Annotated in this window: 26 protein-coding genes and 1 tRNA gene; 9 read left to right on the top strand and 18 right to left on the bottom strand. The window is 70.8% G+C overall.

What is annotated here, in order from left to right; all coding sequences use genetic code 11:
- Positions 1-7: 7 nt before the first annotated feature.
- The 4 genes from metE to QFZ50_RS04550 all read right to left on the bottom strand — a co-directional run bounded on the left by metE (position 8) and on the right by QFZ50_RS04550 (position 5058).
- The gene (gene metE / locus QFZ50_RS04565) at positions 8-2329 is read right to left on the bottom strand and encodes a 5-methyltetrahydropteroyltriglutamate--homocysteine S-methyltransferase (protein WP_307082326.1); all 2322 of its coding nucleotides are present in this window, start codon (positions 2327-2329) and stop codon (positions 8-10) included.
- A 49-nt stretch (positions 2330-2378) separates the two neighbouring features.
- Complete coding sequence (locus QFZ50_RS04560; RefSeq protein WP_307082324.1) at positions 2379-3296, bottom strand: methylenetetrahydrofolate reductase; 918 nt, start codon at positions 3294-3296, stop codon at positions 2379-2381.
- Between the two features lie 230 nt (positions 3297-3526).
- Positions 3527-4681 carry an App1 family protein gene (locus tag QFZ50_RS04555; protein ID WP_307082323.1) on the bottom strand — a complete coding sequence of 385 codons (1155 nt, stop codon included), beginning with the start codon at positions 4679-4681 and terminating at the stop codon, positions 3527-3529.
- 182 nt (positions 4682-4863) lie between these two features.
- Positions 4864-5058: a hypothetical protein gene (locus QFZ50_RS04550; RefSeq protein ID WP_307082320.1), complete on the bottom strand. Its 195-nt coding sequence runs from the start codon at positions 5056-5058 to the stop codon at positions 4864-4866.
- Here QFZ50_RS04550 and QFZ50_RS04545 point away from each other — a divergent pair.
- The 3 genes from QFZ50_RS04545 (at position 5048) to QFZ50_RS04535 (ending at position 6422) form a co-directional block, all read left to right on the top strand.
- Positions 5048-5233, top strand: a complete 186-nt coding sequence (locus QFZ50_RS04545) for a hypothetical protein (RefSeq protein WP_307082318.1) — start codon at positions 5048-5050, stop codon at positions 5231-5233. The genes QFZ50_RS04550 and QFZ50_RS04545 overlap by 11 nt on opposite strands.
- Before the next feature lie 147 nt (positions 5234-5380).
- Entirely contained in the window at positions 5381-5803 is a 423-nt protein-coding gene (locus QFZ50_RS04540; RefSeq protein ID WP_307082317.1) for a hypothetical protein, read from the top strand.
- A 7-nt stretch (positions 5804-5810) separates the two neighbouring features.
- Positions 5811-6422, top strand: coding sequence for an HD domain-containing protein (locus QFZ50_RS04535; protein ID WP_307082315.1), 612 nt, complete (start codon positions 5811-5813; stop codon positions 6420-6422).
- A gap of 11 nt (positions 6423-6433) precedes the next feature.
- Here QFZ50_RS04535 and QFZ50_RS04530 read toward each other — a convergent pair whose 3' ends face one another.
- Entirely contained in the window at positions 6434-7114 is a 681-nt protein-coding gene (locus tag QFZ50_RS04530) for an SDR family NAD(P)-dependent oxidoreductase (RefSeq protein ID WP_307082313.1), read from the bottom strand.
- 86 nt (positions 7115-7200) lie between these two features.
- Between QFZ50_RS04530 and QFZ50_RS04525 the strand changes: the two genes are divergently transcribed.
- Both QFZ50_RS04525 and QFZ50_RS04520 read left to right on the top strand, forming a co-directional pair.
- A complete protein-coding gene (locus QFZ50_RS04525; RefSeq protein ID WP_373462298.1) occupies positions 7201-8061 on the top strand; it encodes a helix-turn-helix domain-containing protein in 861 nt (286 codons plus the stop codon).
- Between the two features lie 143 nt (positions 8062-8204).
- Positions 8205-8954, top strand: coding sequence for a hypothetical protein (locus QFZ50_RS04520; protein WP_307082311.1), 750 nt, complete (start codon positions 8205-8207; stop codon positions 8952-8954).
- A 183-nt stretch (positions 8955-9137) separates the two neighbouring features.
- On the opposite strand, the gene QFZ50_RS04515 is transcribed toward QFZ50_RS04520, so the two are convergent.
- Positions 9138-9509, bottom strand: a complete 372-nt coding sequence (locus QFZ50_RS04515; protein ID WP_307082309.1) for a VOC family protein — start codon at positions 9507-9509, stop codon at positions 9138-9140.
- A 258-nt stretch (positions 9510-9767) separates the two neighbouring features.
- Here QFZ50_RS04515 and QFZ50_RS04510 point away from each other — a divergent pair, with 258 nt between their 5' ends.
- Positions 9768-10391 carry a hypothetical protein gene (locus tag QFZ50_RS04510; protein ID WP_307082307.1) on the top strand — a complete coding sequence of 208 codons (624 nt, stop codon included), beginning with the start codon at positions 9768-9770 and terminating at the stop codon, positions 10389-10391.
- Positions 10392-10638: 247 nt separating this feature from the next.
- On the top strand, positions 10639-10941 hold the full coding sequence (locus tag QFZ50_RS04505; RefSeq protein WP_307082305.1) for a DUF4193 domain-containing protein: 303 nt from the start codon (positions 10639-10641) through the stop codon (positions 10939-10941).
- A gap of 33 nt (positions 10942-10974) precedes the next feature.
- Here the strand turns inward: QFZ50_RS04505 and QFZ50_RS04500 are convergent, their stop codons facing one another.
- Positions 10975-12114, bottom strand: a complete 1140-nt coding sequence (locus tag QFZ50_RS04500) for a hypothetical protein (protein WP_307082303.1) — start codon at positions 12112-12114, stop codon at positions 10975-10977.
- Positions 12115-12282: 168 nt separating this feature from the next.
- On the opposite strand from QFZ50_RS04500, the gene QFZ50_RS04495 reads away from it, so the two are divergent.
- Both QFZ50_RS04495 and QFZ50_RS04490 read left to right on the top strand, forming a co-directional pair.
- The gene (locus tag QFZ50_RS04495; protein WP_307082301.1) at positions 12283-12558 is read left to right on the top strand and encodes a hypothetical protein; all 276 of its coding nucleotides are present in this window, start codon (positions 12283-12285) and stop codon (positions 12556-12558) included.
- 74 nt (positions 12559-12632) lie between these two features.
- Positions 12633-14063: a pyridoxal phosphate-dependent decarboxylase family protein gene (locus tag QFZ50_RS04490; RefSeq protein WP_307082299.1), complete on the top strand. Its 1431-nt coding sequence runs from the start codon at positions 12633-12635 to the stop codon at positions 14061-14063.
- 77 nt (positions 14064-14140) lie between these two features.
- Here the strand turns inward: QFZ50_RS04490 and QFZ50_RS04485 are convergent.
- From QFZ50_RS04485 to rplU, 11 genes are all read right to left on the bottom strand, one after another.
- Positions 14141-14216, bottom strand: a tRNA-Ala gene (locus QFZ50_RS04485).
- Between the two features lie 97 nt (positions 14217-14313).
- Positions 14314-14994 carry a histidine phosphatase family protein gene (locus QFZ50_RS04480; protein WP_307082297.1) on the bottom strand — a complete coding sequence of 227 codons (681 nt, stop codon included), beginning with the start codon at positions 14992-14994 and terminating at the stop codon, positions 14314-14316.
- Positions 14991-15398 (bottom strand): ribosome silencing factor, encoded by a 408-nt coding sequence (gene rsfS / locus QFZ50_RS04475; protein ID WP_307082295.1) that lies wholly within the window; start codon positions 15396-15398, stop codon positions 14991-14993. The genes QFZ50_RS04480 and rsfS overlap by 4 nt, the downstream gene beginning before the upstream one ends.
- A 27-nt stretch (positions 15399-15425) precedes the next feature.
- A complete protein-coding gene (locus QFZ50_RS04470) occupies positions 15426-16658 on the bottom strand; it encodes a hypothetical protein (RefSeq protein WP_307082293.1) in 1233 nt (410 codons plus the stop codon).
- Positions 16659-16740: 82 nt separating this feature from the next.
- Positions 16741-17451: a nicotinate-nucleotide adenylyltransferase gene (gene nadD, locus QFZ50_RS04465; protein ID WP_307086670.1), complete on the bottom strand. Its 711-nt coding sequence runs from the start codon at positions 17449-17451 to the stop codon at positions 16741-16743.
- Positions 17452-17488: 37 nt separating this feature from the next.
- Positions 17489-17725: a hypothetical protein gene (locus tag QFZ50_RS04460; RefSeq protein ID WP_307082290.1), complete on the bottom strand. Its 237-nt coding sequence runs from the start codon at positions 17723-17725 to the stop codon at positions 17489-17491.
- Positions 17726-17830: 105 nt separating this feature from the next.
- The gene (locus QFZ50_RS04455; protein WP_307082288.1) at positions 17831-19147 is read right to left on the bottom strand and encodes a glutamate-5-semialdehyde dehydrogenase; all 1317 of its coding nucleotides are present in this window, start codon (positions 19145-19147) and stop codon (positions 17831-17833) included.
- Between the two features lie 47 nt (positions 19148-19194).
- Positions 19195-20352 (bottom strand): glutamate 5-kinase, encoded by a 1158-nt coding sequence (proB, locus tag QFZ50_RS04450; RefSeq protein WP_307082286.1) that lies wholly within the window; start codon positions 20350-20352, stop codon positions 19195-19197.
- A 3-nt stretch (positions 20353-20355) separates the two neighbouring features.
- Positions 20356-21933, bottom strand: a complete 1578-nt coding sequence (obgE, locus tag QFZ50_RS04445) for a GTPase ObgE (protein ID WP_307082284.1) — start codon at positions 21931-21933, stop codon at positions 20356-20358.
- A gap of 117 nt (positions 21934-22050) precedes the next feature.
- Complete coding sequence (gene rpmA / locus QFZ50_RS04440) at positions 22051-22311, bottom strand: 50S ribosomal protein L27 (protein WP_087073579.1); 261 nt, start codon at positions 22309-22311, stop codon at positions 22051-22053.
- 56 nt (positions 22312-22367) lie between these two features.
- Positions 22368-22676: a 50S ribosomal protein L21 gene (gene rplU, locus QFZ50_RS04435; RefSeq protein ID WP_307086667.1), complete on the bottom strand. Its 309-nt coding sequence runs from the start codon at positions 22674-22676 to the stop codon at positions 22368-22370.
- Between the last annotated feature and the right edge of the window lie 217 nt (positions 22677-22893).

Here is a 22893-nt window from a genome sequence, read left to right as displayed (position 1 = left end):
CGCTCCCCTACCCGGGGATCGACGCGGATGCCCTGACGGCCCGGGCGGCGTCGACCAGGTTCCGGAGCGACTCCTCGACCTCCCGGTACCCGCGCGTCTTGAGCCCGCAGTCCGGGTTGACCCAGACCTGCGCGGCCGGGATGTGCCGGACGGCACGTTGCAGCAGGACGCGGATCTCCTCGGCCTCGGGCACGCGCGGCGAGTGGATGTCGTACACCCCTGGCCCTACCCCGCGGCCGAAGCCGTGGTCCTCGAGATCGTGCACCACCTCCATGCGGGATCGCGCGGCCTCGATCGAGGTGACATCGGCGTCGAGACCATCGATCGCGGAGATCACGGCGCCGAACTCGGAGTAGCAGAGGTGCGTGTGGATCTGGGTCGCCGGACCCGCGGAGGACGTCGCGACGCGGAAGGCCCGCACGGCCCAGTCGAGGTAGGCCGCCTGTTCGGCCCGGCGCAGCGGCAGCAGTTCGCGCAGTGCGGGCTCGTCCACCTGGATGATGCGCGTCCCCGACCGCTCGAGGTCCTCCACCTCGTCGCGCAGCGCGAGCGCCACCTGGACGGCGGTCTCGGCCAGGGGCTGGTCGTTGCGGACGAAGGACCAGGCGAGGATGGTGACCGGGCCGGTGAGCATGCCCTTGACGGGCTTGTCGGTGAGCGACTGGGCGAAGGACGTCCAGGGCACCGTCATGGGTGCGGCCCGCGCCACATCGCCCCAGAGGAGGGACGGGCGCGTGCACCGCGACCCGTAGGACTGCACCCAGCCGTGCTGCGTGACGTCGAACCCCTCGAGGTGCTCGGCGAAGTACTGCACCATGTCGTTGCGCTCGGGCTCGCCGTGCACCAGCACGTCGAACCCGAGCTCCTCCTGCAGGCCGATCACCCGCCGGATCTCGTCCTGCAGGGCCGCCTCGTACCCGCCCTCGGACAGCGTCCCCTTCGCCTTCCGGGCCCGGGCGGACCGGACGTCCGCGGTCTGCGGGAAGGACCCGATCGTCGTCGTCGGCAGGAGCGGCAGGCCGAGCACCGCCTGCTGCGCCGCACGCCGCTCCGGATAGGGGCGGCGCTCGGCGTCCGACGGCGTGAGCGCCGCCGCGCGGGCCCGGACCTCGGGTCGTGCCACGCCACGCGCACCGGTCCGCTCCCCCAGTACCCTCGACGCCGCGGCGATGTCGCGCTCGACCGCACCGGGATGCGCGGCATGCTGTGCGAGGACCGTGACCTCCCGGACCTTCTGGTCCGCGAAGGACAGCCAGGATCTCAGGCGTGTGTCGAGGGCCGGCTCCGCGCCCGTGTCGTGCGGCACGTGCTGGAGCGAGGTCGACGTCGCCACGGACAGGGCCACGCCGTCCGTCCTCAGCGCGTCGAGCGTCGCGGCCGCCGCGCGCAGATCGGCCTTCCACACATTGCGTCCGTCGACGACCCCCGCCACGAGGGTCTTGCCCCACAACAACGCCAGATCCGCCGGCGAGGGCACGGCACCCCTGACGAGATCGAGGTGCACCGCGTCGACGCCGGTCGCCGCGAGCGCGGCCAGGTGGGTGCCCGGGGATCCGTACGGGGTGGTCACGAGGATCGCAGGATGCTCCGTCCCCTCCGCGAGCCGGCCGTAGGCGCGCCCGACGGCCTCCCGGATGCGCTCCTCGGGCAGGGCCCAGTCGGCGGCCAGGGCGGGCTCGTCGAACTGGACCCATCGCACGCCCCGTCCGGCGAGGAGCCGCAGCAGATCCGCGTAGAGGGGCAGGACGTCGTCGAGCCGGTCGAGCGGGCTGAAGGACGGGCCGGCCCCGTGGGCCGCCTTGCTGAGCAGCAGGAACGTCACGGGCCCGATCACCGTGGGCCGTACGCGGTAGCCTGCCTCGGCGGCCTCGTCGACGTCGCGCAGCAGTGTCCCCGCGGACAGGGTGAACGGCGAGTGCTCGCCGATCTCCGGGACGAGGTAGTGGTAGTTGGTGTCGAACCACTTCGTCATCTCGAGTGGCGGTCGACCCGCGTCGCCCCGGGCGAGCGTGAAGTACGCGTCGAGGTCGAGCACGCCGTCGCCGTCCGGGAGATCGGCGAAGCGGTCGGGCACCGCACCGAGGACGACGGCGGTGTCCAGCACCTGGTCGTAGAGGGAGAAGGACGCCGGGATGGCGCTGCCGTGCGGATCCAGCCCCAGGTCCGTCAGCCGGGCATAGGTGGCTTCGCGGATGCGGCGGGCCTCACGCTCGAGGGACTCCCCGTCCATCTGCCCGGACCAGTAGGCCTCGAGTGCCTTCTTCAGTTCGCGGCGCGGGCCGATGCGCGGGTAGCCGATGATCGTGCTGCGGGGGAAGGGGACGGACATGGAATCTCCTGACGGCTGTCGTGGCTGGGAGGCTGCCGGTGCTGTGGTGCTACAGGGATGCCGCGAGGCCCGCCTGCGGAGGCCGCTCGAGGTCGAGGGCGTCGAGGACGTCGAGTGCGGCGGCGTGCTCGTTGAAGGTGTACAGGTGGATGCCCGGTGCGCCGTCCTCGAGGGCCACCCGCGCCAGCTCCACGGTCGCCGCGACGCCGATGCGGCGGCGCTCCTCGTCGCTGCGGGCACCCTCGAGCCGGTCCCACAGGCCCTGGTCGACGTCGATGCCCGCGAGGCCGCTCAGCTTCTTCAGGCGCCGTGTGCTCGTCATCGGCATCACGCCGGGGATGATCGGCATGGTGACGCCGGCACGGCGTGCACGGCGGACGAGGCCCGCGTAGTCGGAGGGCCGGAAGAACACCTGGGTGATCGCGAAGTCGGCACCGGCGGCCTCCTTCGCCAGGAGCACCTCGACGTCCTGCTCCATCGACGGCGAGGCCGGGTGGCGCGTCGCATACGCTGCCACGCCCACGGAGACGCGCCCGGCCGCCAGCTGCGCCGTGCGCTGTCCCTCGACCTCGCGGATCAGCCGTACGAGCGCGTCGGCGTGCGCGACGTCGCCCTCCGGTGCGTGCCCGTCCGGGGCGTCGCCGTCGTCGGGCGCATCACCACGCAGCGCGAGGATGCCGCGCACTCCCCCGCCGATGAGACGCTCGACGATCGCCGTCAGGTCCGCCCGGCTGCTGCCGATGCAGGTGAGGTGCGCCAGCGGCTTCAGCGTCGTCTCGGTCAGGAGTCGTCGCAGGAGGGCGATGGCGGTCTCGCGGTTGCTGCCCGCCGCGCCGTAGGTGACGGACACGAAGTCGGGGCGCGTGACCTCCAACCGTCGGATGGTCGTCCACAGTGACTCCTCCGCCTCGGCGTTCCGCGGCGGATACAGTTCGTAGGACAGTGCAGGGTAGGACGGTGACGACATCGGGTCCTCTTCGTACGTGCCGCCGTCGCCCGGAAGGCGTGGGGCCGGCAGGAAATGGGGATGACCGCGAAGGGTCGCGGCGGAGCTGCGTACGAATGTCAGGCCCGCATGGGGGGCACCCACACTTCCTCGCGGAAGTCGCTGACCGGGTGTAGCTAGGACCACACGCTACGACAGGCCGGGACACGCATCAAGGATCGGCGGAAGAATGACGCCCGACGACCCGCGGGTCACTCCCCCTCGGGTTCCTCGGGCACCTCGGGCACGTCGGCGGAGTCGGTGTCGCTCCGGATGATGCCGAGGTCCGCGAGCTGCGCGGACATCTTCGCGCCGTCGGGTGCGTAGATCCAGGGGATGCCCGGCGTCGGCTGCACCCCGGTCTTCGACCGTCCGCCCGCGAGGACCGCCTCACCCGTGGAGAGCTGGCGGATCGCGATGGCGCGGACGTTCTGCGGGTGGCGCTGCGCGAACTCCGAGTAGATCGCCTCGTCGTGCTGGCCGTCGTCGCCCACCAGCAGCCACTGCATGGCGGGGAACTCCTCGGCCAGGCGCTCGAGGGACGTCCGCTTGTGTTCCTGGCCGCTCCGGAACCAGCGGTCGCGCGTAGGCCCCCAGTCGGTGAGCAGCTTGGGCCCCGCCGGGTAGAGGTTGCGGGACAGGAAACGGGACAGCGTGGGCGCCACGTTCCAGGCGCCCGTCGAGAGGTACAGGACGGGCGCGGTGGGAAGGGTCCGCACGATCCGCTCGTAGAGCACGGCCATGCCGGGCGTCGGGGTCCGCGCGTGCTCGTCCAGCACGAACGTGTTCCATGCCGCCAGGAACGGTCGGGGCAGCGCCGTCACCATGACGGTGTCGTCGATATCGGACACCACGCCGAATCGCGTGTCGTCCGCGACGACCCGCACGGGGGCTTCGACGACCTTCGACTCCCCGGACTGCACCGTGATGGTGTGCCAGCCCGGGTCGAGGGTCACCGGGATGCGGGCGTCCACCACACCGCCGCGGTCCGCCTCGACGTCGTGGACCGTCTCCCCGATGGTGACGTGCACGACGGCGTGCGCCACCGGGGCGCTCGTGAAGTTGCGCCACCCGCGCATACCCTCCGCCAGGGGCTTGAGCGGACCGGCCTCGGAGCTCCGGCCCGTGTCCCGCGGGTCGCTGAGGACCACCCGGGCGAGCACCCGCACCCACGACGTGGTCCCGTACCCCGTGTACGGGATGACGGTCTCGACCCTGCCGCGCCGGATCGCGAGGCGTGTCTGGAAGCGGAGCCAGGCGTCGTCGAGGCGCACGGCGAGATGGCGGTCCCCGGTGCCTCCGGTCGGGGAGGGGCTACCGCTCGGGGACGTGGAGGGCGTGCGCGGCTTCGCGGAACGGGGACACATGCGTCCCAGTCTGGCACGGGAGGCCGCGCCGGACGAGGTGTCGCCCGCCCGCGCGAACCACCCGGGAGGAGCTCCGGCGTGTACACAGGTAACGGGCGGCTAACAACTTGCACATCGGCATCACGGTCTCTTGTAGGTAGGAACCAGCGGCTGCGACGCTGGAACTTCCAATCAGCGATCGATCATCGGGGGAAGCCATGGCATACGAGGGAGAACTGGTCGGCGTCCGCTTCAAGGAGGACGTGATCCTGCGGGAGTGGGACGGAGCGGCCCTCGAGGACCCGGACACCGCCACGGCCGACCTGGCCCACGCCGTCCTCTTCGGCAGGGCGCAGGCGGCCCTCGAGGCCGGTGGCGGCCGGCGGCGTGGGACTCACCGTCGATCACGCCAGGGCACTGCACTTCGCCAACGAGATGGCCGAGCTACGGCACTACGGCCCGCTGATCGCCGTCGTGGACGGCCTCCCTGTCCTCGCCCCGGGTGTCCGGCAGCTCATCGACAGGCTCCCGGACAGCGGCCTGTGGGATGGTCAGCCGGCCTGGCGGCTCTGAGCCCCCGCCCCCACCCATCCGGCCCTGACGCTGCACCGAATCTCCACCGGCCGTCACCTTCTGTGCGGCCGGCCGCCGTCGGCGGCCCACCGATGTCCTGACCGCACTCCGACGTGCCGGCGGGACCGCGTGGAGGCGCTGAACGGGATGGACACGACTGTGGGCGACGCCCGGACGATACAGGCAGCCGCTGGGGACGCGGACAGGTTCTCGCTGACCGTCCTGCCGTTCGTGCTCAGGCTGCAGTGGGCTCCACGGCTCGTGATCGACCGGGCGGACATCGCGCGGGTCGGTTCCGCCTTGGTTGCCTCCGGGAGATCGACTCTCCCGGTCCTGGCGGAGGTGTCCGCCCTGAAGGAGATCACCTGGGATGCGCGCGAGGCGATCCTCGGATACGCCCATCCCGCGAGGATCGCCGTCGTCGGTTCGGACGCCGTCGACCTCGTCCTGACGGCGTTCACCGTGAGGTCCTCCTCCGAGATCCGGTACTTCACCGACCGGGATGTGGCCGTGCGATGGCTCCTGCAGGAACAGGACGCCGCTCCCCCGGCGCCACGGCGTCTGCAATGATGTCGCCATGCAGCTGGACGACTTCACCGCACCCGACACACAGGCAGCCCGGACCGCGTTCGACCTGGCGTCCTCCTACCACTCACCGGCCGTCCTCAACCACGTGGTGCGGTCATGGCTGTGGGCCGAGGCGTTCGCACTGATCGAGGACCGGCGGGGCGTCGACCATGAGCTGCTGTACACCTCCGCCGTCCTTCACGACATCGGGTTGGTCCCGGCCTTCGACAACGTCGCACTCTCCTACGAGGAGGCCGGCGGGCACGTCGCCGTCGCCCTCACCGCCGGGGCCGGCTGGGCGCCCGAGCGGCGGCAGCGTGCGCTCGAGGTGATCGTCCGCCACAACTGGCCCTCCGTGGACCCGGCGATGGACGTGGAGGGGTACCTGCTGGAAGTCGCGACGGGGCTGGACATCAGTGGTGCACGGTCGGACGTCCTGCCGCGGGATTTCGTGCGGCAGGTCCTGGCCGCCTATCCGCGCCTCTCGCTCGCCGAGGAGTTCACGGCGAGCGTGACGGACCAGGGACGGCGCAAGCCGACGACGGCGGCGCAGCGGATCGTCCGGGGCGGGGTCGCCGGGAAACTCGCGCGCCATCCGCTGGAAGCGGTCGCCGGGCCCTGATCCGGGCTGCCTCAGTAGTCGATGCGGCCGAACCGGTTGTGGAACTCGCCCGTGGGTCCGTCGCCGCCGAGAAGCGCCAGGTGGACCGTCGCGTCGGTTCCCTCGGTGACCGACTGGTGCCCTCCGTGGCCGTTGAAGTCGGTGGCCGTGTAGCCGGGGTCGCTGACGTTGACGCGGAAGGCGGGCAGGTTCTTCGCGTACTGCACGGTGAGCGCGATCACGGCGGCCTTCGACGCCGCATAGGGGATGACGGGGACCGCGAATTCGTCCGTCCCCTCCGTGTGCAGGCTCCGGGGCCAGCCGACACCCGAAGCGACATTCACGATGACGGGCTGCCCGGAAGCGCGCAGCAGCGGCAGGGCTGCCTGCGTGACACGGATGATGCCCACCACGTTGGTCTCGAGCACATCCTGCATGGCCTCGGGCGTCAGGTCGTCCACGCCGAAGGAGGTGCCGAGGACACCGGCATTGTTGACGAGGACATCGAGGGCAGGGAGGGCGCCGAGCGCCGCGTCCACACTCGCCTGGTCCAGGACGTCGAGTTGGACGATGTGGGCACCGAGGGCCCGGGCCGCCTCCCCGGTCGCGGGATCGCGCATACCGGCGTATACCGTGTGGCCGGCATCGATGAGGCGTCGGGCGGTCTCCAGGCCGAGGCTCTTGTTGGCGCCGGTGATTAGTGTTGTTGTCATGGGTTCATCCTCTGCCCGGTCCGGGCGGACACCAAGGCACGGTTGAACAGTAGGACCGGGAGTACCACCCTCAGCAAGATCGGATCATCGTGAGCATCGAGAACGAATTCGCCAGTGTCCTCAGGTCCTGGCGCGAACGGCTTACACCGCAGGACGTCGGGCTTCCTGCGGGTGCCGGACGCCGGAGTGTGGGGCTGCGGCGTGAGGAACTCGCCGCCCTCGCCAACATCAGCGTCGACTACGTCGTCCGCCTCGAGCAGGGGCGGGCCACCCATCCCTCCCCGCAGTTGCTCGGTGCCCTCGCCGTCGCGCTGAGGTTGTCCGAGAAGGAACGCGATCATCTCTACCGGGCCGCCGGAGCCGTACCGCCGTCGGGCCGGGTACCCCGGCACATCTCGCCGGGCGTGCAGCGCATTGTCGATCGCCTGGGGGATGTGCCACTGGCCGTCTTCACCGCAGCCCACGACATCCTGCTGTGGAATCCGCTCTGGGCGGCCCTGAACGGAGACCCGTCCGCCCTGACCGGTCGCGAGCGCAATCTCGTCTGGCGCCACTTCACCTCCGGACACGAGGGGACGGAGTTCGACGACCAGCACGCGGACGACTTCGCGAGCGATCTCGCTGCCGACCTGCGGACGGCGGTGGGACGCTACCCGAACGACGCCGAGCTGGGAGGGCTCGTGGCCAGGCTGCGCACCGCATCACCGGAGTTCGAACGGCGATGGGCGGGGGCGCGGGTCGCCGAGCATCGCTCCAGCCGCAAGACCGTCACGGGTACCCCCGTGGGACCGATCAGCGTCGACTGCGACGTCCTCACCGTGCCGGGGAGCGATCTGCGCGTCGTCGTCTACACCGTCGTCCCGGGCAGCGAGGACGAGGCGAGGCTGGACCTGCTGCGGGTCACCGGCCTGCAGACCCTCTCGACGGCAGAGGCCGCTTCGGCCTGAACAGGCGCCCGCACCGGCCGGCGGCGGGTGAGAGGCACGGTCCCGGCCGCCGGCAGGGCTGCGTTCCGCGCGGAGGGGCGGTTGGTGCCTCCCGAAGGATAAGCTGACCGCTGTGGGCGCTGGGTCCACGGACTGGGGGAATCATGAGCAAGCCGCTGAAGTCGCTGTTGTCTGCTGCCGTCGTCGTGGTGGGCTGCCTGACCTTCGGCGCGGCCGCGGCATCCGCGAATGACCTCACGCTCCCACCCGCCCCTCCCTCGTCTCCGGCTCTTGTCACTCCGAATCCGGGATCTACGACGCCTCCGCCGGTGGAGACAACGGTGCCGACCGTCGTCCCGACGCCGCCCCCTGCACCGTCGCCGTCCCCCGCTCCGCCCTCGCCCGCTCCGACGACCCCGGCTCCGTCGGACGTCCCCACGCCCGACCCCGTTCCTGTCGCACCCGAGCAGCAGTTCCCGCCGGTCGGGCCGTCGATCCTTCCGCCCTTCATCCCCGAGGTGCTGCCCGAGGTCGTCGTCCCCGAGGTGGTGCCCGAGGTCGCCGTCGAGGAGCCCGCCGAGGAGCCCACCGAGGCGGTCCCGGTGACGAAGGGCCCCGCCAAAGCGTCGCCCACGGCCACGCCGTCCCCCACACCGAGCGCTTCGGCGTCACCCTCGGAGACGGCCGAGGCCGTCGCGATCGAGCGGAGCGACTCCCGTCAGGGGCCGAACGTCCCGCTGCTGGCACTCCTGTCGGTCGTGATCGTCGGCTGCCTCGCGGGGCTCGTGAAGCTCGTCGGACTGCCCGGGGACAGCTCGGCCCACGGGCCCTCGAACGGCCTGCCAACCAGGGCCGGAAGGGTGTCCGCCCACAGCGTCGCAACCCTGTACCGGGGCAGGCGGGAGCGCCCGTGACGGCGGACGTCCGCCGGGAGACGCTGCGGCGCCGCTGATCGACTGCCCGGCGGGGAGGTTCCGCTCCCTGCCAGGAGTTGGGAACGGGGCGGCGTTCGGCGCGGTGCGCGCGGGCGGAAGGGCATCGATGCAGGGTGTCCTGCGGACCACCTGGTCCGGGATCCTGCCGGCCGGAGAGGATCCTCAGGCGTCAGCACCGGCCGGTTGCCAGAGCTGGATGGCATGCCCTTCAGGGTCGGACAGGGACGCGAACAGTCCGTTCGGGTAGGTCTGCGGATCCCGCTCGACAGGGATCCCTGCGCTCTCGAGCTGCTCCACCATCGCCGCGAGGTCGCGGACACGGAAGGTCACGGCCCATCCGGCACCCTGGGCGAGATGGTCGGAATCGGCAGGCAGGGCGGCGAAGACTGTCGCTCCGGCAGCCTGCCGCCAGGACGACGACGCGTAGGACATCGGCGGCGGATCGACGCCGAGGTGCCGGCTGTACCAGGCCACCAGGCCCTCCGGATCCCGCGCACGGAAGAACAGCCCGCCGATCCCCTCCACCCGTTCCATGCGCCGACCCTACTCGTGTCTCCGCAGAGGATCGAGGCACTGCGGGGAGGTGCACGCGACGCGCGCAGGGATCGGCGATCCCGTCCGCAGAGGGCTTCCCGCTCGTTGACGCGGCTCAGGGGCAGGAATAGCATTCGCGTGTCGGCGTCCTCCGACGCCCCCAGGGCACCACGACCGGTCTCGTCGCCTAGCAGGCAATGAATCCCATTCATCAGGCAGGACACCGGACGCGTGATCCTGCAGTGCCGAGGAGTTCCCGTGAAAGACCTCAAGAAGCTTTCCTTTTTGCCCCTGCTGCTTGCACTGGCCTTCACCGGGGTAGCACCCGCCGGTGCCGACGCCGTCGAGGAACCCCCCGCGTCGCCACCGGAGGACACGGACGGGGAGTACGTCCCGGTCCCTTCGGCCTACTACGCCCCGGTCGACATCAACGCCTGCGGCACGACGGTCACGATGGCCGCGGGTGACGTCCGGGAGGTCGAATGGAAGGTGAGGGTGAGAGAGGACGGCAGCACCGTCATCAGATACCGCGGGGACGCCACCGTCGACCTCACCCGGCACTCCGATCAGGCCTTCATCGACGAGCTGGACATCTCGGGCCGGGCCGCCGAGCGCAGCTCCGCGGACCAGCGAAGCGTCTCCGTGTCGCTCGGGGCGTCCTCCATCATCTGGCCCCTCAGCTCCGTCGAAGCTGACGCGCTGGCCGACGCGGGGCTGCCGGAGTTCTTCTACTTCGAGAAGGGACGCCTGACGATCGATCTCGAGTTCTCGGAGGATCCCGACGTCCTTGAGCCCGTCTCCGTCGACATCGTCGACGCCACGCGGCACGTGAGCGATGTCTGCGAGCTGCTCGACGAGGCGACCGCGAAGGGCGGGTCCTGATCCGCGGGGTAGCCGCCCCCGGATCCCACGACCGCCGACGTGCCGGCGCCTGCAGGGCAGGGCGCCGAGCGTGATCTGATGCCACGGAGTACTGCCGCGCGCCCCGCTGCGGCGGCGGACGCACTGGTGCCGAAGGGCAGGTTACACCTCGCCGCCCGATCCGCGGCCACGAATGCTGCGGCCCGGGCTCCTCGTCCACGCCTGTAACCTGTTTCGACTCCCGACAACAGAAGGACGAGATACCCTCATGGCAACCGACTACGACGCACCTCGCGTCCGTGAAGAGGACCAGCCCGCCAACGAATCGCTCGACGCGATCCAGGCCCAACGCAGCGCCACGAGCCAGACGGCCGTCATCGACACCGAGGACGTCGACACCGCTGAAGGCTTCGATCTCCCGGGCGCGATCCTCGACGAGGAGCTCCAGGTGCTGGTCGTCCCCGTGCAGGAGGACGAGTTCACCTGCATGTCGTGCTTCCTCGTCCATCACCGGACGCAGCTTGCACGCGAGAAGAACGGTGACAAGTACTGCGTGGAGTGCGAGGGCTGACACTCACCTCCCCGGCGTCCCGGGCCGGGCTCCTCACTCGCCCGTCGCCGGTTCCTCCACGACCTCGCCGACGTACTGGATCGTGAGGACCGGCGAGTCCATCTCGTCGATTCCGGCCACGAGCGCGACATGCAGGTGCCGGCCCTCGTCGCCGGAGGCGATGTAGTCGAAGCTCTTCCAGGTGGGATGCTCCGCAGCGCCGTACCAGGCGATGTGCAGCAGCAGGTCCTCCCAGTCGGAGTCCTCGGGCAGGTCGTCGAGGCCGAGCCCGGCGACGACGGCGTGCTCGACCGCGACCGGGCAGAGGAAGTACCGGCGGGAGGCGAACGGACTGATGTCGATGAGCGCCCCCTCGTCCAGGGCGCGCCGCCGTGCCGGGCCCGGGTACTTCTCCGGGATCTCGTGGGCGAGCTGGTGTTCGAGCAGGTCCACCTGCTCCGTGCTGGGCATCCCCTCCGGGTAGAGGTAGGGGTTGACCCGGGACGCCGGGTCGTAGGGTACGAACCAGTCGGGCCGATCGGGCTCCTGGCCGTCGGCCGCCGAAAGGTAGGCTCCCTCGAGCGCGACGGTCTCCCCGAGCAGGCCGACCATCATGCGGTCCAGGTTCACCGCTCCGAGCCCCGCGCCGTAGTCGGTGTCGGCGTTCCGGATCCCCTTCTTCGCGAAGCAGTAGGCGGCGAGCTCGTGTGCGAAGGTGCGCGGCTCCTCCCAGCCGAGTTCGAAGTCCGAGGCCACCTCGGACGCCACGACGGCGAACCGCTGCAGGAAATCGGAGGTGTAGTACTGCCGGTACCTCGGCGGCAGCATGTCCACCACACGGGCGCCGGCGGAACGGATGAAGCTCTGCGTGTCGCCGCCGTCGGCCTCCAGGGTGCGCAGGGCGAAGATGTCCTCGAAGATCCCGGCCAGGACGAGGGGGATGGACTGGCGCAGCGCTCCGCGGAGGAGCTGGGCGAGCACCAGGTCCTTCAGCCGGTCCTCGGGCGAATCGTAGTTGGACGCCGGGAGGCGACCGTCCTCGTCGAGCTGCATGCGCCCGATGCAGGCGCCCTGCAGCTCCGGTCCGCCGAAGTAGCCGAAGAGCGTCAGATGGACGCCTTCGAGCTTGCGGCCCTCGTTGATCAGTTCGATCTGCCGGGGGGTCAGGCCATGCGGGTCGATCTCCGGTGCCACGGCACTCCTTGGTCGGGTGGCGCCAGACTAGCAGCGGCGCCCGCCCCGTGGGCCGGGAGAAAGGAGGGCCGTGCCATGACCTGCGCCCTGATCTCCGGGTAGGGACTGTGACCCAACCGATACGTGTCGTCAGCACCCTTGTCAGTTCGCTGCCACGAGACTTGGAGCATGGCGCTCATGGGGTTCGGATCGGCACGGCCGACGCAGTGGTTCAAGCACAATCAGGGAGCCGTGCCGTCACTCGTGGCGTTGCTCGGCGTGGCCCTCTTCTGGGTCGTCGGAGCGGTCGGCGGGATCGGGTTCCTGCGGGACGCGAGTTCACCCATGACGATGCTCACGGGGCTGTACGTCATGCTGGCCGCCGTCGCCGTGTCCATCATCATCTCCACCCTGGCCCTGACCGATCTGACCCGCCGGTACTCCAGGCCACGTACCCGCCGCTGAGCCCTGCCGCCGGGGCTCACACTCATCGTTCCCCGCCCGGTCCGTGCGGTCCTGCCCGGGCGTAGCATGCAGCTATGTCAGCACCGGAAGAGCACTACAGCGAAGCCCTGGCGGCCGCTGTCCGGCATACCCGCCAGTGGCTGGAGAGCCAGGACCAGCGGCGGGTAGGACCGCGGCTGAGCGCCGCGGACCTCGCAGCGGACTTCGGCGGTCCCCTCCCTCCCGACGGGATCCCGGCGACCGAGGTGGTGGACTACCTCGCGACGGCGGCGGAACCCGGACTGATGGCGATGCCCTCCGGACGGTTCTTCGGGTGGGTCATCGGCGGCACTCTGCCTGCGGCGTTGGCCGCGGACTGGCTGGTCAGCGCGTGGGACCAGAACACCGGGCTCCGGTTCGCGAGCCCTGCCACGGCAGCCCTGGAGGAAGCCGCCGGCCGCTGGGTACTCGACCTCCTGGGCCTTCCGCAGGAAGCGGACGTCGGATTCACCACCGGCGCCACCATGGCCAACTTCACGGGGCTGGCCGCGGCGCGCTGGCGCCTGATGACCGACGCCGGCTGGGACCTGGACGCGGACGGCCTCACCGGCGGCCCCCGGATCCACTGCTTCGTGGGCCGGGAACGGCACGACACGATCGATCTCGGCCTCCGTTACCTGGGTCTGGGCCGCCCCACGGTGGTACCCGCAGACCGGGAGGGCCGCATGGATGCCGCGGAACTCGACCGCGCCCTCGACCTCGCCCGGACCGGCACAGGAGGCCTGCCGTCCGGCGGATCGGGCCACCCCCCGCTCCTGGTCTGCCTGCAGGCCGGGAACCTGCACTCCGGTGCCTTCGATCCGTTCAGGGAGGCGATCGCCGTCGCCAGATCCCACGGCGCCTGGGTCCACGTGGACGGCGCCTTCGGGCTGTGGGCCGCTGCGGTACCGGAACTGGCGGCCTTGACCGGAGGAATGGAGGATGCGGATTCCTGGGGCACCGACGCGCACAAGACCCTCAACGTGCCGTACGACTGCGGGATCGCTGTGGTCAGGGACGCCACGGCGCTCCGTGCAGCCATGGGCCTGCACGCCAGCTACCTGATCCAGGACGCGGACGGCCCCGCGGATCCTTTCGAGACGGTCCCCGAGCTGTCCCGACGGGCCCGCGGCGTACCGGTGTGGGCGGCGCTCAGATCGCTCGGCCGGGACGGCGTCACCGAGCAGGTCCGGCAGTTGGTGCGGCACGCCCGCACGCTCGCGGAACACCTCGCCGAGCTGGACGGCGTCGAGGTGCTCAACGAGGTCTCCTACACGCAGGTCTCCCTCGCCTTCGGGGACGACGCCACCACGCGGGCGGTCACGGCCCGGATCATCGCCGACGGCCGGGTGTGGATGTCCGGTTCACGCTGGCACGGCCGGGACATCCTGAGGATCTCGGTCAGCAACTGGAGTACGGACGACGCCGATACGGCGGTCGCCGTCGAGGCCGTGCGGGACGCCCTCGCGGCGGTCCGGGCCCAGTAGGCCGCGGTACCGCCCCACGCACTGCCGGACGACGAAAAACCGCCGGACCAGGATTTTCATCCTGATCCGGCGGTTCGTGGTGGAGCTAAGGGGATTCGAACCCCTGACCCCCTGCATGCCATGCAGGTGCGCTACCAGCTGCGCCATAGCCCCGTACTTCACTGCTTCCGGAGGTTCTCACCCCGCTGAAGCAACTTGTTCAGTGTAGTAAATTCTGGCGGCTTCGCCAAATCGTGCTGCCCGTCCCGGCTCACCCTTCCAGCGGCTCCGCCGGCAGCGAGCCGAGGCCCACGTTGTGCTCCGTCAACTGCCAGGAGAAGAGAGCATCGGACCTGCCGACCACCTCGTGGACCTCGGACCAGTGGCAGTTGGACAGGCCCGCGAGCGAGCCCCACCGCTTGGGTGGCAGTCCCATCAGGGCCGCCAGGGCGGCCCTGATCGCTCCGCCGTGGCTGACCACCACGAGGGTCTCCGCCGGTTCGATGCGGGCGACGGCGTCAGTGACCGCCGCGAGCATGCGGTCGCCGACGTCGATCCTGTTCTCGGCGCCGCCCGCCCGCACGTCGGGGTCGCCCCCGCGCCACGCCGCGTTGTCCTCGGCGAACTTCTCGTCGATCTCCGCGAAGGACATCCCCTGCCATTGCCCGGCGTCCGTCTCCCGGAGGCGGTCGTCGTAGGACACGGGGATGCCGCTGAGTTCGGACAGGGCCGCGGCCGTGTCGGCGGCGCGGCGCAGGTCCGACGAGACGATCAGCGCGGGCTGCCGGGTGACCAGCACTTCGGCCGCCCGCGCCGCCTGTTCGCGCCCCGTCTCGTCCAGGTCGATGTCCTCCTGGCCCTGGAACAGGCCGGACCGGTTCCACTCCGTGCGGCCGTGCCGCCAGAAGATGACGCGGCGCGCTGCGGGATCGGCGTGGGGATACCGCGTCACTCGGCGTCGTCGGACGCCGCGACCTGCGGCGAGCTCTGCAGTGCGCCCTCGAGCTGGAGGTCGACGGACGGGCAGTCCTTCCAGAGCCGGTCCAGTGCGTAGAACACACGGTCCTCCTCGTGCTGCACGTGGACGACCACCTGGGCGTAGTCGAGCAGGACCCACCGGCCCTCGCTGCGCCCTTCGCGTCGCACGGGCTTGAGGCCCTGCTTCGAGAGTTCCTCTTCGATGCCGTCGACGATCGCGTTGACCTGACGCTCGCTCGGCGCCGAGGCGATGAGGAAGACATCGGTGATGGCGAGCCGGTCGCTGACGTCGATGGCGATGATGTCCTGTGCGATCTTGTCCGCTGCGGCATGCGCCGCCGTACGGGCGATGCTGATGGACTCTTCGGTAGCGCTCACTGATCTCCTTGTGTGGTGCCAGCGGTTTCACCCATTGAGGGAGCTGACTGTCAATACTATTCCGGTTGAGAGCGCCGCGGCGCCCACTCCGAGCAACGAATACTGCAGGTAGCGCACGCGGCGCACGCGCCCCAGGCCGGCGGTCATGGCATCGAGCGGATCGAGCCCGAAGGCGCTGCGCGCCCGGATCGGCTCCGTCCCCCGCGCATCGGGATGCGCCGGGGCCGAGGAATCGGCTGCCCCGAGCAGCGGGCCCGCCGCATCTCCGGACGCCTGCCGCGGCAGCACCACGGGAACGGAGGAGGTGGCGGGTGCGCGCAGGACGGTCCGGGAACCTCCCGGACCGTCGACGAATTCGGGCGGGGTGATGATGGACAGGTTGTGCGCCGTCGACGGATCGCCGGACACCGGGGTCGGCTGCTGGTTCTGCTCCGAGAGCTCCTGTACCCGGCGCGCGCGGGAGTTCAGGACCGCGGCCCGCTCGGCGAGGGCCTTCTGCTGCGCCAGGATCCGGAGGTCCACCGTGAACGGATCGTCCGTGCCGGCCGCCTGGAGTGCCGCGGCGTGGTCCCGCGCCTCCGCGGCGATCGCGTTCCGCGCCGCGAGAGCCTCCGCGACGCTCATGTCCTCGGGGCGTCGTCCGGGTGCCTCCGTCTCCGCTCCGTGCTGCGCGTCCTGTGGGGCATCGGCCACCGGGGCGGTCTGCCGACGGCGGTCCCGACGCCCGCCGGGTACGGGACCCTGTGCAGCGCCCACGGCTGATGCGCCCGCCCGGCCGGCGTCGCGCTCAGGGTCGGACGGGTGGCCCGCTGCCGACGGCGGGGAGTCCGCCTCGGCCTCGGGGACGACGTGCCCGTCGTCCGTGGGACGGCTGTCCGTGCCGGTCCCGGTGACCTCGGAGGCCGCCGGGAGGTCGGTGCTACCGGTGCCGTCGGCCTCGACAGTGGTTCCGGCGCCGGGCACCGCCCCGACGGCGGGCGCGACCGCGCGGCCCTCCACCTGTTGCAGGCGTAGCTGCCGGCGGGTGGGTGTCTCGATCCGGACCGGCGCGTCGTCCTGCGTCCCCGGTCCGTCAGCCAGGGCACGGAACGTGCGGAGCGCCTCCCGGTTGCGGGCACGCACCTGCGACTCACGCTCCCTGCGCGGCGCCGGGACGGCATCGAGGGGCGCTTCCGCGGCTCTCCTGCTGCGCCTGGGCCGGTCGGCAGTTTCCGTCTGCGCTCCGCGCACGGCGGATCCGGTGCTGTCGCTGCCTGTCATCCCGAGCCCCCCTGACTCGGCACGGTCCGCTTCGTGAGACCCGGTGACCCGTGCTTCGTCCTCTGCCTTGCTCATTGCGCCTTCACCCAGTCGGTTGTTGTACGGAGCTGGGGTTACCCCCGTGCTTTCCTTCCGCCGGAACGTCGTTCCCACTCTCCGCGCCGGAGGACTGCTCGTCCTCGTGCGTCGCCTCGCTCCGGTACAGCCGGTGCTTGGCGATGTACTGCACGACGCCGTCCGGTACCAGGTACCAGACCGGCTTGCCCTCGCCCACACGGCGTCGGCAGTCGGTGCTCGAGATCGCCATGGCGGGCACCTCCAGCAGGCTGACGTCGCGTCCCCGTCCGTTCAGCTCGTGCCCGGGCCGCGTGACCCCGATGAAGTGGGCGAGCGACCACAGCTCCTCCGCGTTCTTCCAGGTGAGGATCTGGGCCATGGCGTCCGCGCCGGTGATGAAGAAGAGCTGAGCCTCCGGCCGCTGCACCTTCAGGTCGCGCAGGGTGTCGATCGTGAACGTGGGCCCTGGACGTTCGATGTCCACCCGGCTCACCGTGAAGCTGGGGTTCGACGCCGTGGCGATGACGGTCATCAGGTAGCGGTGCTCGCCCGCCGTCACGTCCTTGTCGGCCTTCTGCCACGGCTGGCCGGTGGGGACGAACACCACCTCGTCCAGATCGAACACCGACGCGACCTCGCTCGCGGCGACGAGGTGCCCGTGGTGGATGGGATCGAACGTCCCGCCCATGACGCCGAGGCGCCACGGCGACCCGTCGCGATGCCGCCGACCGCCCATGACGTCCCGCGCGATGCTGTCAGCTGCCACCTGGACGCTAGTGCCGGTTCGCTTCGCCGTGGTCGTGGTTGTTGGCGTGCTGCTTGTGGGGGTCGATGTGCTCCTCGACGGCCTCGTGCCGGTTCCGCACGTTGGAGAACGACACGGTGACGATCATCAGGGTGAGCAGGACGCCCATGACGATGAGACCGTAGACGAGAGGAGGCATCGGCAGCGAGTGTTGCTGTTCCATGGCCTCGTTCGCCAGCAGTGCGCTGCCGAGGGAATAGAGCATCGTGGTTCCTCTGTCAGGGGTTGAGCCGGCCCGTGGGGTCCGGCGTGGACGTTTCTCCCATGGTACGCGCAACCGGGCCGCCCCCTCCCCGCCCGGGGCGGGGTGTCAGCGGCGGATCTGCCCCTCGCCCTGCACGATCCACTTCGTCGTCGTCAGTTCGGCCAGGCCCATCGGGCCGCGGGCGTGCATCTTCTGGGTGGAGATGCCCACCTCGGCGCCGAGGCCGAGCTCGCCGCCGTCGACGAACCGCGTGGACGCATTGACCAGCACGGCCGCCGAGTCCACTCCGGCGACGAATTCCTCCGACGACGCCAGGTTGTTCGTGATGATGGCCTCGCTGTGGCCGGTGCTCCACCGCCGGATGTGCTGCAGGGCCTCGTCGACGGTGTCGACGGTGCGCACGGCGAGGTCCAGCTGCATGTATTCGCGCCCCCAGTCGTCCTCGGTCGCGGTCGGCGCGTCGGCCCCTTCGGGCAGCAGCGCCCGTGACCGGTCGTCGACGTGCAGGACCACCCCGGCGCGCAGGAGCGCCGCGAGGACGCCGGCGGCGGCCCGTGAGCGGCTGTGCACGAGCAGGGTCTCGACGGTGTTGCAGACGCTGGGCCGCTGCGTCTTGGCGTTGAGGAGGATGTCGATCGCCATCTCCTCGTCGGCACTCTCGTCGAGGAGGATGTGCACGTTCCCCTCCCCCGTCTCGATCACCGGGACGCGCGCCGTCGTGACGACCGACTGGATGAGGTCCCGCCCGCCCCGCGGGATGAGGACGTCGATCCGCCCACGGGCCTCCATCAGGACCCGCGCGCCCTCCCTGCCGAACTCGTCGATGGTGAGGACCGCGTCGTCGGGCAGTCCGTGGTCCCCGAGGGTGTCGCGGATGATGCCGACCAGCGCCGCGTTCGTGGCGGCCGCCGCGCTGCCGCCGCGCAGGATGACGGCGTTGCCGCTCTTGAGGGCGAGCCCCGCGATGTCCACCGTGACGTTGGGGCGCGCCTCGTAGATCGCCGCGACGACGCCGAGGGGTACCCGGACCTGCCGCAGCCTCAGCCCGTTGGGGAGGGTCTCGGCGCGGACCGCGGTGCCGACGGGATCAGGGAGGGCGGCCAGCTGCGCCAGGGCCTCCGCGAGCCTGTCGATGCGCGGCGCATCGAGGCGGAGCCGGTCGAGCAGGTAGTCGGACGTCCCCGAGGCGCGGCCTCGCTCGACGTCGGTCCGGTTGGCGGCGAGGACGACGTCGCGCCGCGCGACGAGGGCCTCGGCGATCGCCAGGAGGACGCGGTCCTTGTGGGCGCGGGTGGCACGTCCGAGCTCACGGGACGCGAGGCGCGCCCTGTCCGTGATCGCGTGGACGGCAGCGGTCAGCTGGTCGGCGGACAGCGCGTCGGCGTGGTTCCGGGGGGTCGTCTCGGCCTGCAGATCGGTCATCCCAGCATTCTAGCGAGGAGGCGCTGCGCGCCCGCCTCCGGGGTCCTTCATGACGCGACGGCGGACCGCAGCACCACGAGATCGTTGACGTGCACGATCGAGCGCTCGTACTCGGCGCCCAGTTCGTCCGCGAGGTCGTGCGTGGACCGCCCGAGCATCCGCGGCAGCTCCGCGGAGCTGTAGTTCACGAGGCCCCGCGCCACCACGGTGCCGTCGCCACTGACGAGCTGCACCGGATCACCGGCCTCGAAGACGCCCGACACGTCGGTCACGCCGGCGGGCAGCAGGGAGCGGCGCCGCTCCCCCACCGCACGCACCGCGCCGTCGTCGAGCACCAGGGTGCCGAGGACGCGGGCGAGGTGGGCCAGCCAGAGTAGCCGGATGGGCTGGCGCTTGCCGGTGGGCGTGAACCAGGTGCCCACGTCCTCCCCGCGGAGCGCCGCGGCGGCATTCGCCGTCGACGTGACGAGGGCCGGGATGCCGGAGGAGGCGGCGATGGTCGCCGCCTCGACCTTGGTGACCATGCCGCCCGTCCCCACGCCCGCCTTGCCGGCACGGCCGATCGTGACGCCGTCGAGGTCCGCCGGTGATCCGACGAGCGGGATGCGCATCGCGCCCGCGGCGGGCGGCCCGTCGTACAGGGCGTCCACGTCGGACAGGAGCACGAGGGCCTCGGCCTTGACGAGGTGCGCGACGAGGGCGGCGAGGCGGTCGTTGTCGCCGAAGCGGATCTCGTGGCTCGCGACGGTGTCGTTCTCGTTCACGATGGGCACGACGCCGAAGTTCAGGAGCCGCTCCATCGCGCGGTGTGCGTTGGCGTAGTGGGAACGCCGGACGAGATCGTCTGCGGTGAGCAGGATCTGGCTCACCGTGACGCCGTGGGCGGCGAAGGCCCGCGCGTACTGCGCCATCAGCAGGCTCTGCCCCACGCTCGCTGCCGCCTGCTGGGTGGAGAGCTGGGAGGGACGGCGGGCGAGGCCGAGGGGCGCGAGCCCTGCGGCGATCGCGCCGGAGGACACGAGGATGACCTCCGTGCCCGCCGTACGCCGTGCGGCGAGGACGTCGGCGAGGCCCACCAGGGCCTCACCGGAGATGCCCCCCGACACCGAGGTGAGCGACGACGAGCCGACCTTGACCACGATCCGCCCGGCGACCGCCAGCCCCGCCCGGGACGCGGAGGGCTGCTGCGACTGCTCCAGCGTCACGCGTCAGTCCCCGGACTCGCCGTCCGCGCCGGGCTCGGCAGGACGGGAGCGGTTCTGCACGGACTCCGTCCAGATGCCGGCCTTGCGGTCGGCCTCGAGGTCGGCGCGGGCGGCGGCCTTCGCCACCTTGCGCTCCTGGTACTCCTCGCGCTTCTGCTCGCGCGTGGGCCGCACGTACTCGGCCAGGCGGAGATCGGAACCGCGCGGACCGGCGAGCAGCTCCGCGCCGCCCATCATGGTCGGCTCCCAGTCGAAGACGACGCCGTCGCCCTCGCCGATCACCACGGTGTCGCCGGGCTTGGCGCCCGTCTTGAAGAGCTGCTCCTCCACGCCGAGCTTGGCGAGGCGGTCCGCGAGGTAGCCGACGGCCTCGTCGTTGGTGAAGTCGGTCTGCTTGACCCAGCGCTCAGGCTTCTCGCCGAGTACCCGGAACAGCGGCAGGGCGTCCTTCTCCTCGTGCCGGATCCGGAACGAGGCGGCGTTGACGCCGCGCGGACGCAGCACGGGGGGCGCGACCTTCGGCGGCGTAGCCGCTACGGCCCTGCGCGCGTCCTCGACGATCTCCGCCATGGCGAAGCCGAGCTGGCGCAGCCCCTCGTGGCTCGAGGCCGACACCTCGAAGACGCGGTAGCCGCGCGCTTCGAGGTCCGGGCGCACGAAGTCCGCCATGTCCCGCCCGTCGGGGACGTCCACCTTGTTGAGCGCGATCAGCCGGGGGCGCTCGTTGAGGGGTATGACGTCCCCGTCGGGCCCGGCGAAGCTCATGTCGACGGAGTACCGCTCCAGTTCCCGTTCGATGATCTCGAGGTCGGCGAGCGGATCGCGGTCGGCCTCGAGCGCGGCGCAGTCCAGGACGTGCACCAGGGCCGCGCAGCGCTCCACGTGGCGCAGGAAGTGGTGCCCGAGGCCCTTGCCCTCGCTCGCGCCCTCGATGAGGCCGGGGACGTCGGCGATGGTGAAGCGGGTGGAGCCGGCCTCGACGACGCCGAGGTTCGGCACCAGCGTGGTGAACGGGTAGTCGGCGATCTTGGGCCGGGCCGCCGACATGGCGGCGATGAGGCTCGACTTGCCGGCGGACGGGAACCCGACGAGGGCGATGTCCGCGATGGACTTCAGTTCGAGGACGACGTCCCGCTCGTCGCCGGGGATGCCGAGGAGGGCGAAGCCGGGCGCCTTGCGCTTCTGGGAGGACAGCGCGGCGTTGCCGAGCCCGCCCTGCCCGCCGGCCGCGGCTACGAACTCGGTGCCCTCGCCCACGAGGTCGGCGAGCACCTCGCCGTCCTTCGTCTTGACGACGGTGCCGTCCGGGACGGACAGGATCAGCGTCTCGCCGTTCTTGCCGCCGCGCCAGTCGCCCATCCCGTTGCCGCCGTTGGTGGCATGCCGGTGGGGTGCGTGGTGGTAGTCGAGGAGGGTGGTGGTCTGGTGGTCGACCCGGAGGATGACGTCGCCGCCGTCGCCGCCGTTCCCGCCGTCGGGGCCGCCCAGGGGCTTGAACTTCTCGCGGTGGACGGAGACGCAGCCATGGCCACCGGTGCCTCCGGATACGTGCAGGACTACGCGGTCAACGAAGCTCGCCACGGTGGTCTCCTTCTACAAATCTCTCGCTGTGCCGAGTCTGATCGGCTTAAAAGAAGGTGGGGCGAGCCGTAGAGGCTCACCCCACCCGAATGCTGTGCGCACCGTGTACAGGCAGAATTACTCTGCTGCTGCTCCGACGATGTTGACGACCTTGCGTCCGCGACGGGTGCCGAACTCGACGGCGCCTGCCTCGAGTGCGAACAGGGTGTCGTCGCCGCCGCGGCCGACGTTGGCGCCCGGGTGGAAGTGGGTGCCGCGCTGGCGGACGATGATCTCGCCGGCCTTGACGACCTGACCGCCGAAGCGCTTCACGCCGAGGAACTGCGCGTTCGAGTCGCGGCCGTTGCGAGTGGAGCTTGCGCCCTTCTTATGTGCCATGAGTTATGCCTGCCTTCGCTGAAGTTTTGACGTGACCGACCGGTAGCCCGAAGGGACTACGCGATGCCTGTGATTTTGACGCGGGTCAGTTCCGAACGGTGACCCTGGCGCTTCTTGTAGCCGGTCTTGTTCTTGAACTTCTGGATGACAATCTTCGGTCCACGAAGATTCTCGACGATCTCGGCAGTGACGGTGACCTTCGCGAGGTCCTCCGCTGCGGAGGTGATCTTGGCGCCGTCTACCAGAAGGAGGGCGGGAAGGTTGAACGTGCTTCCTGCCTGACCGGTGACGCGGTCAAGGGTAACGAGGTCTCCTACAGAAACCTTTTCTTGGCGGCCGCCTGCGCGGACAATCGCGTACACCACTTGGGAACTCACTTCTCTCGACAATCTGACTTCTGATGAAAAAACCTGGGTGCGCTTCGGCAGCAATCCTGAAGGTTGCTCCATGTACCGGATCCGCGCTGCGCGTCCCTGACACCACGGCCTGCGGCTGCTGGTGTCGTCGGGACCTCTGCGTGCGCCGGACATGCCGGTTAACAGGCGAGTGCACCGAGGGTCAAGATTACGGCAGAGCTGCGCC

Origin of the sequence: Arthrobacter agilis (assembly GCF_030816075.1) — a bacterium.
Taxonomy (GTDB): Bacteria; Actinomycetota; Actinomycetes; order Actinomycetales; family Micrococcaceae; genus Arthrobacter_D; species Arthrobacter_D agilis_E.
Note: the sequence above shows the minus strand (reverse complement) of the source record. Positions and strands in the feature narration are given on the sequence as shown.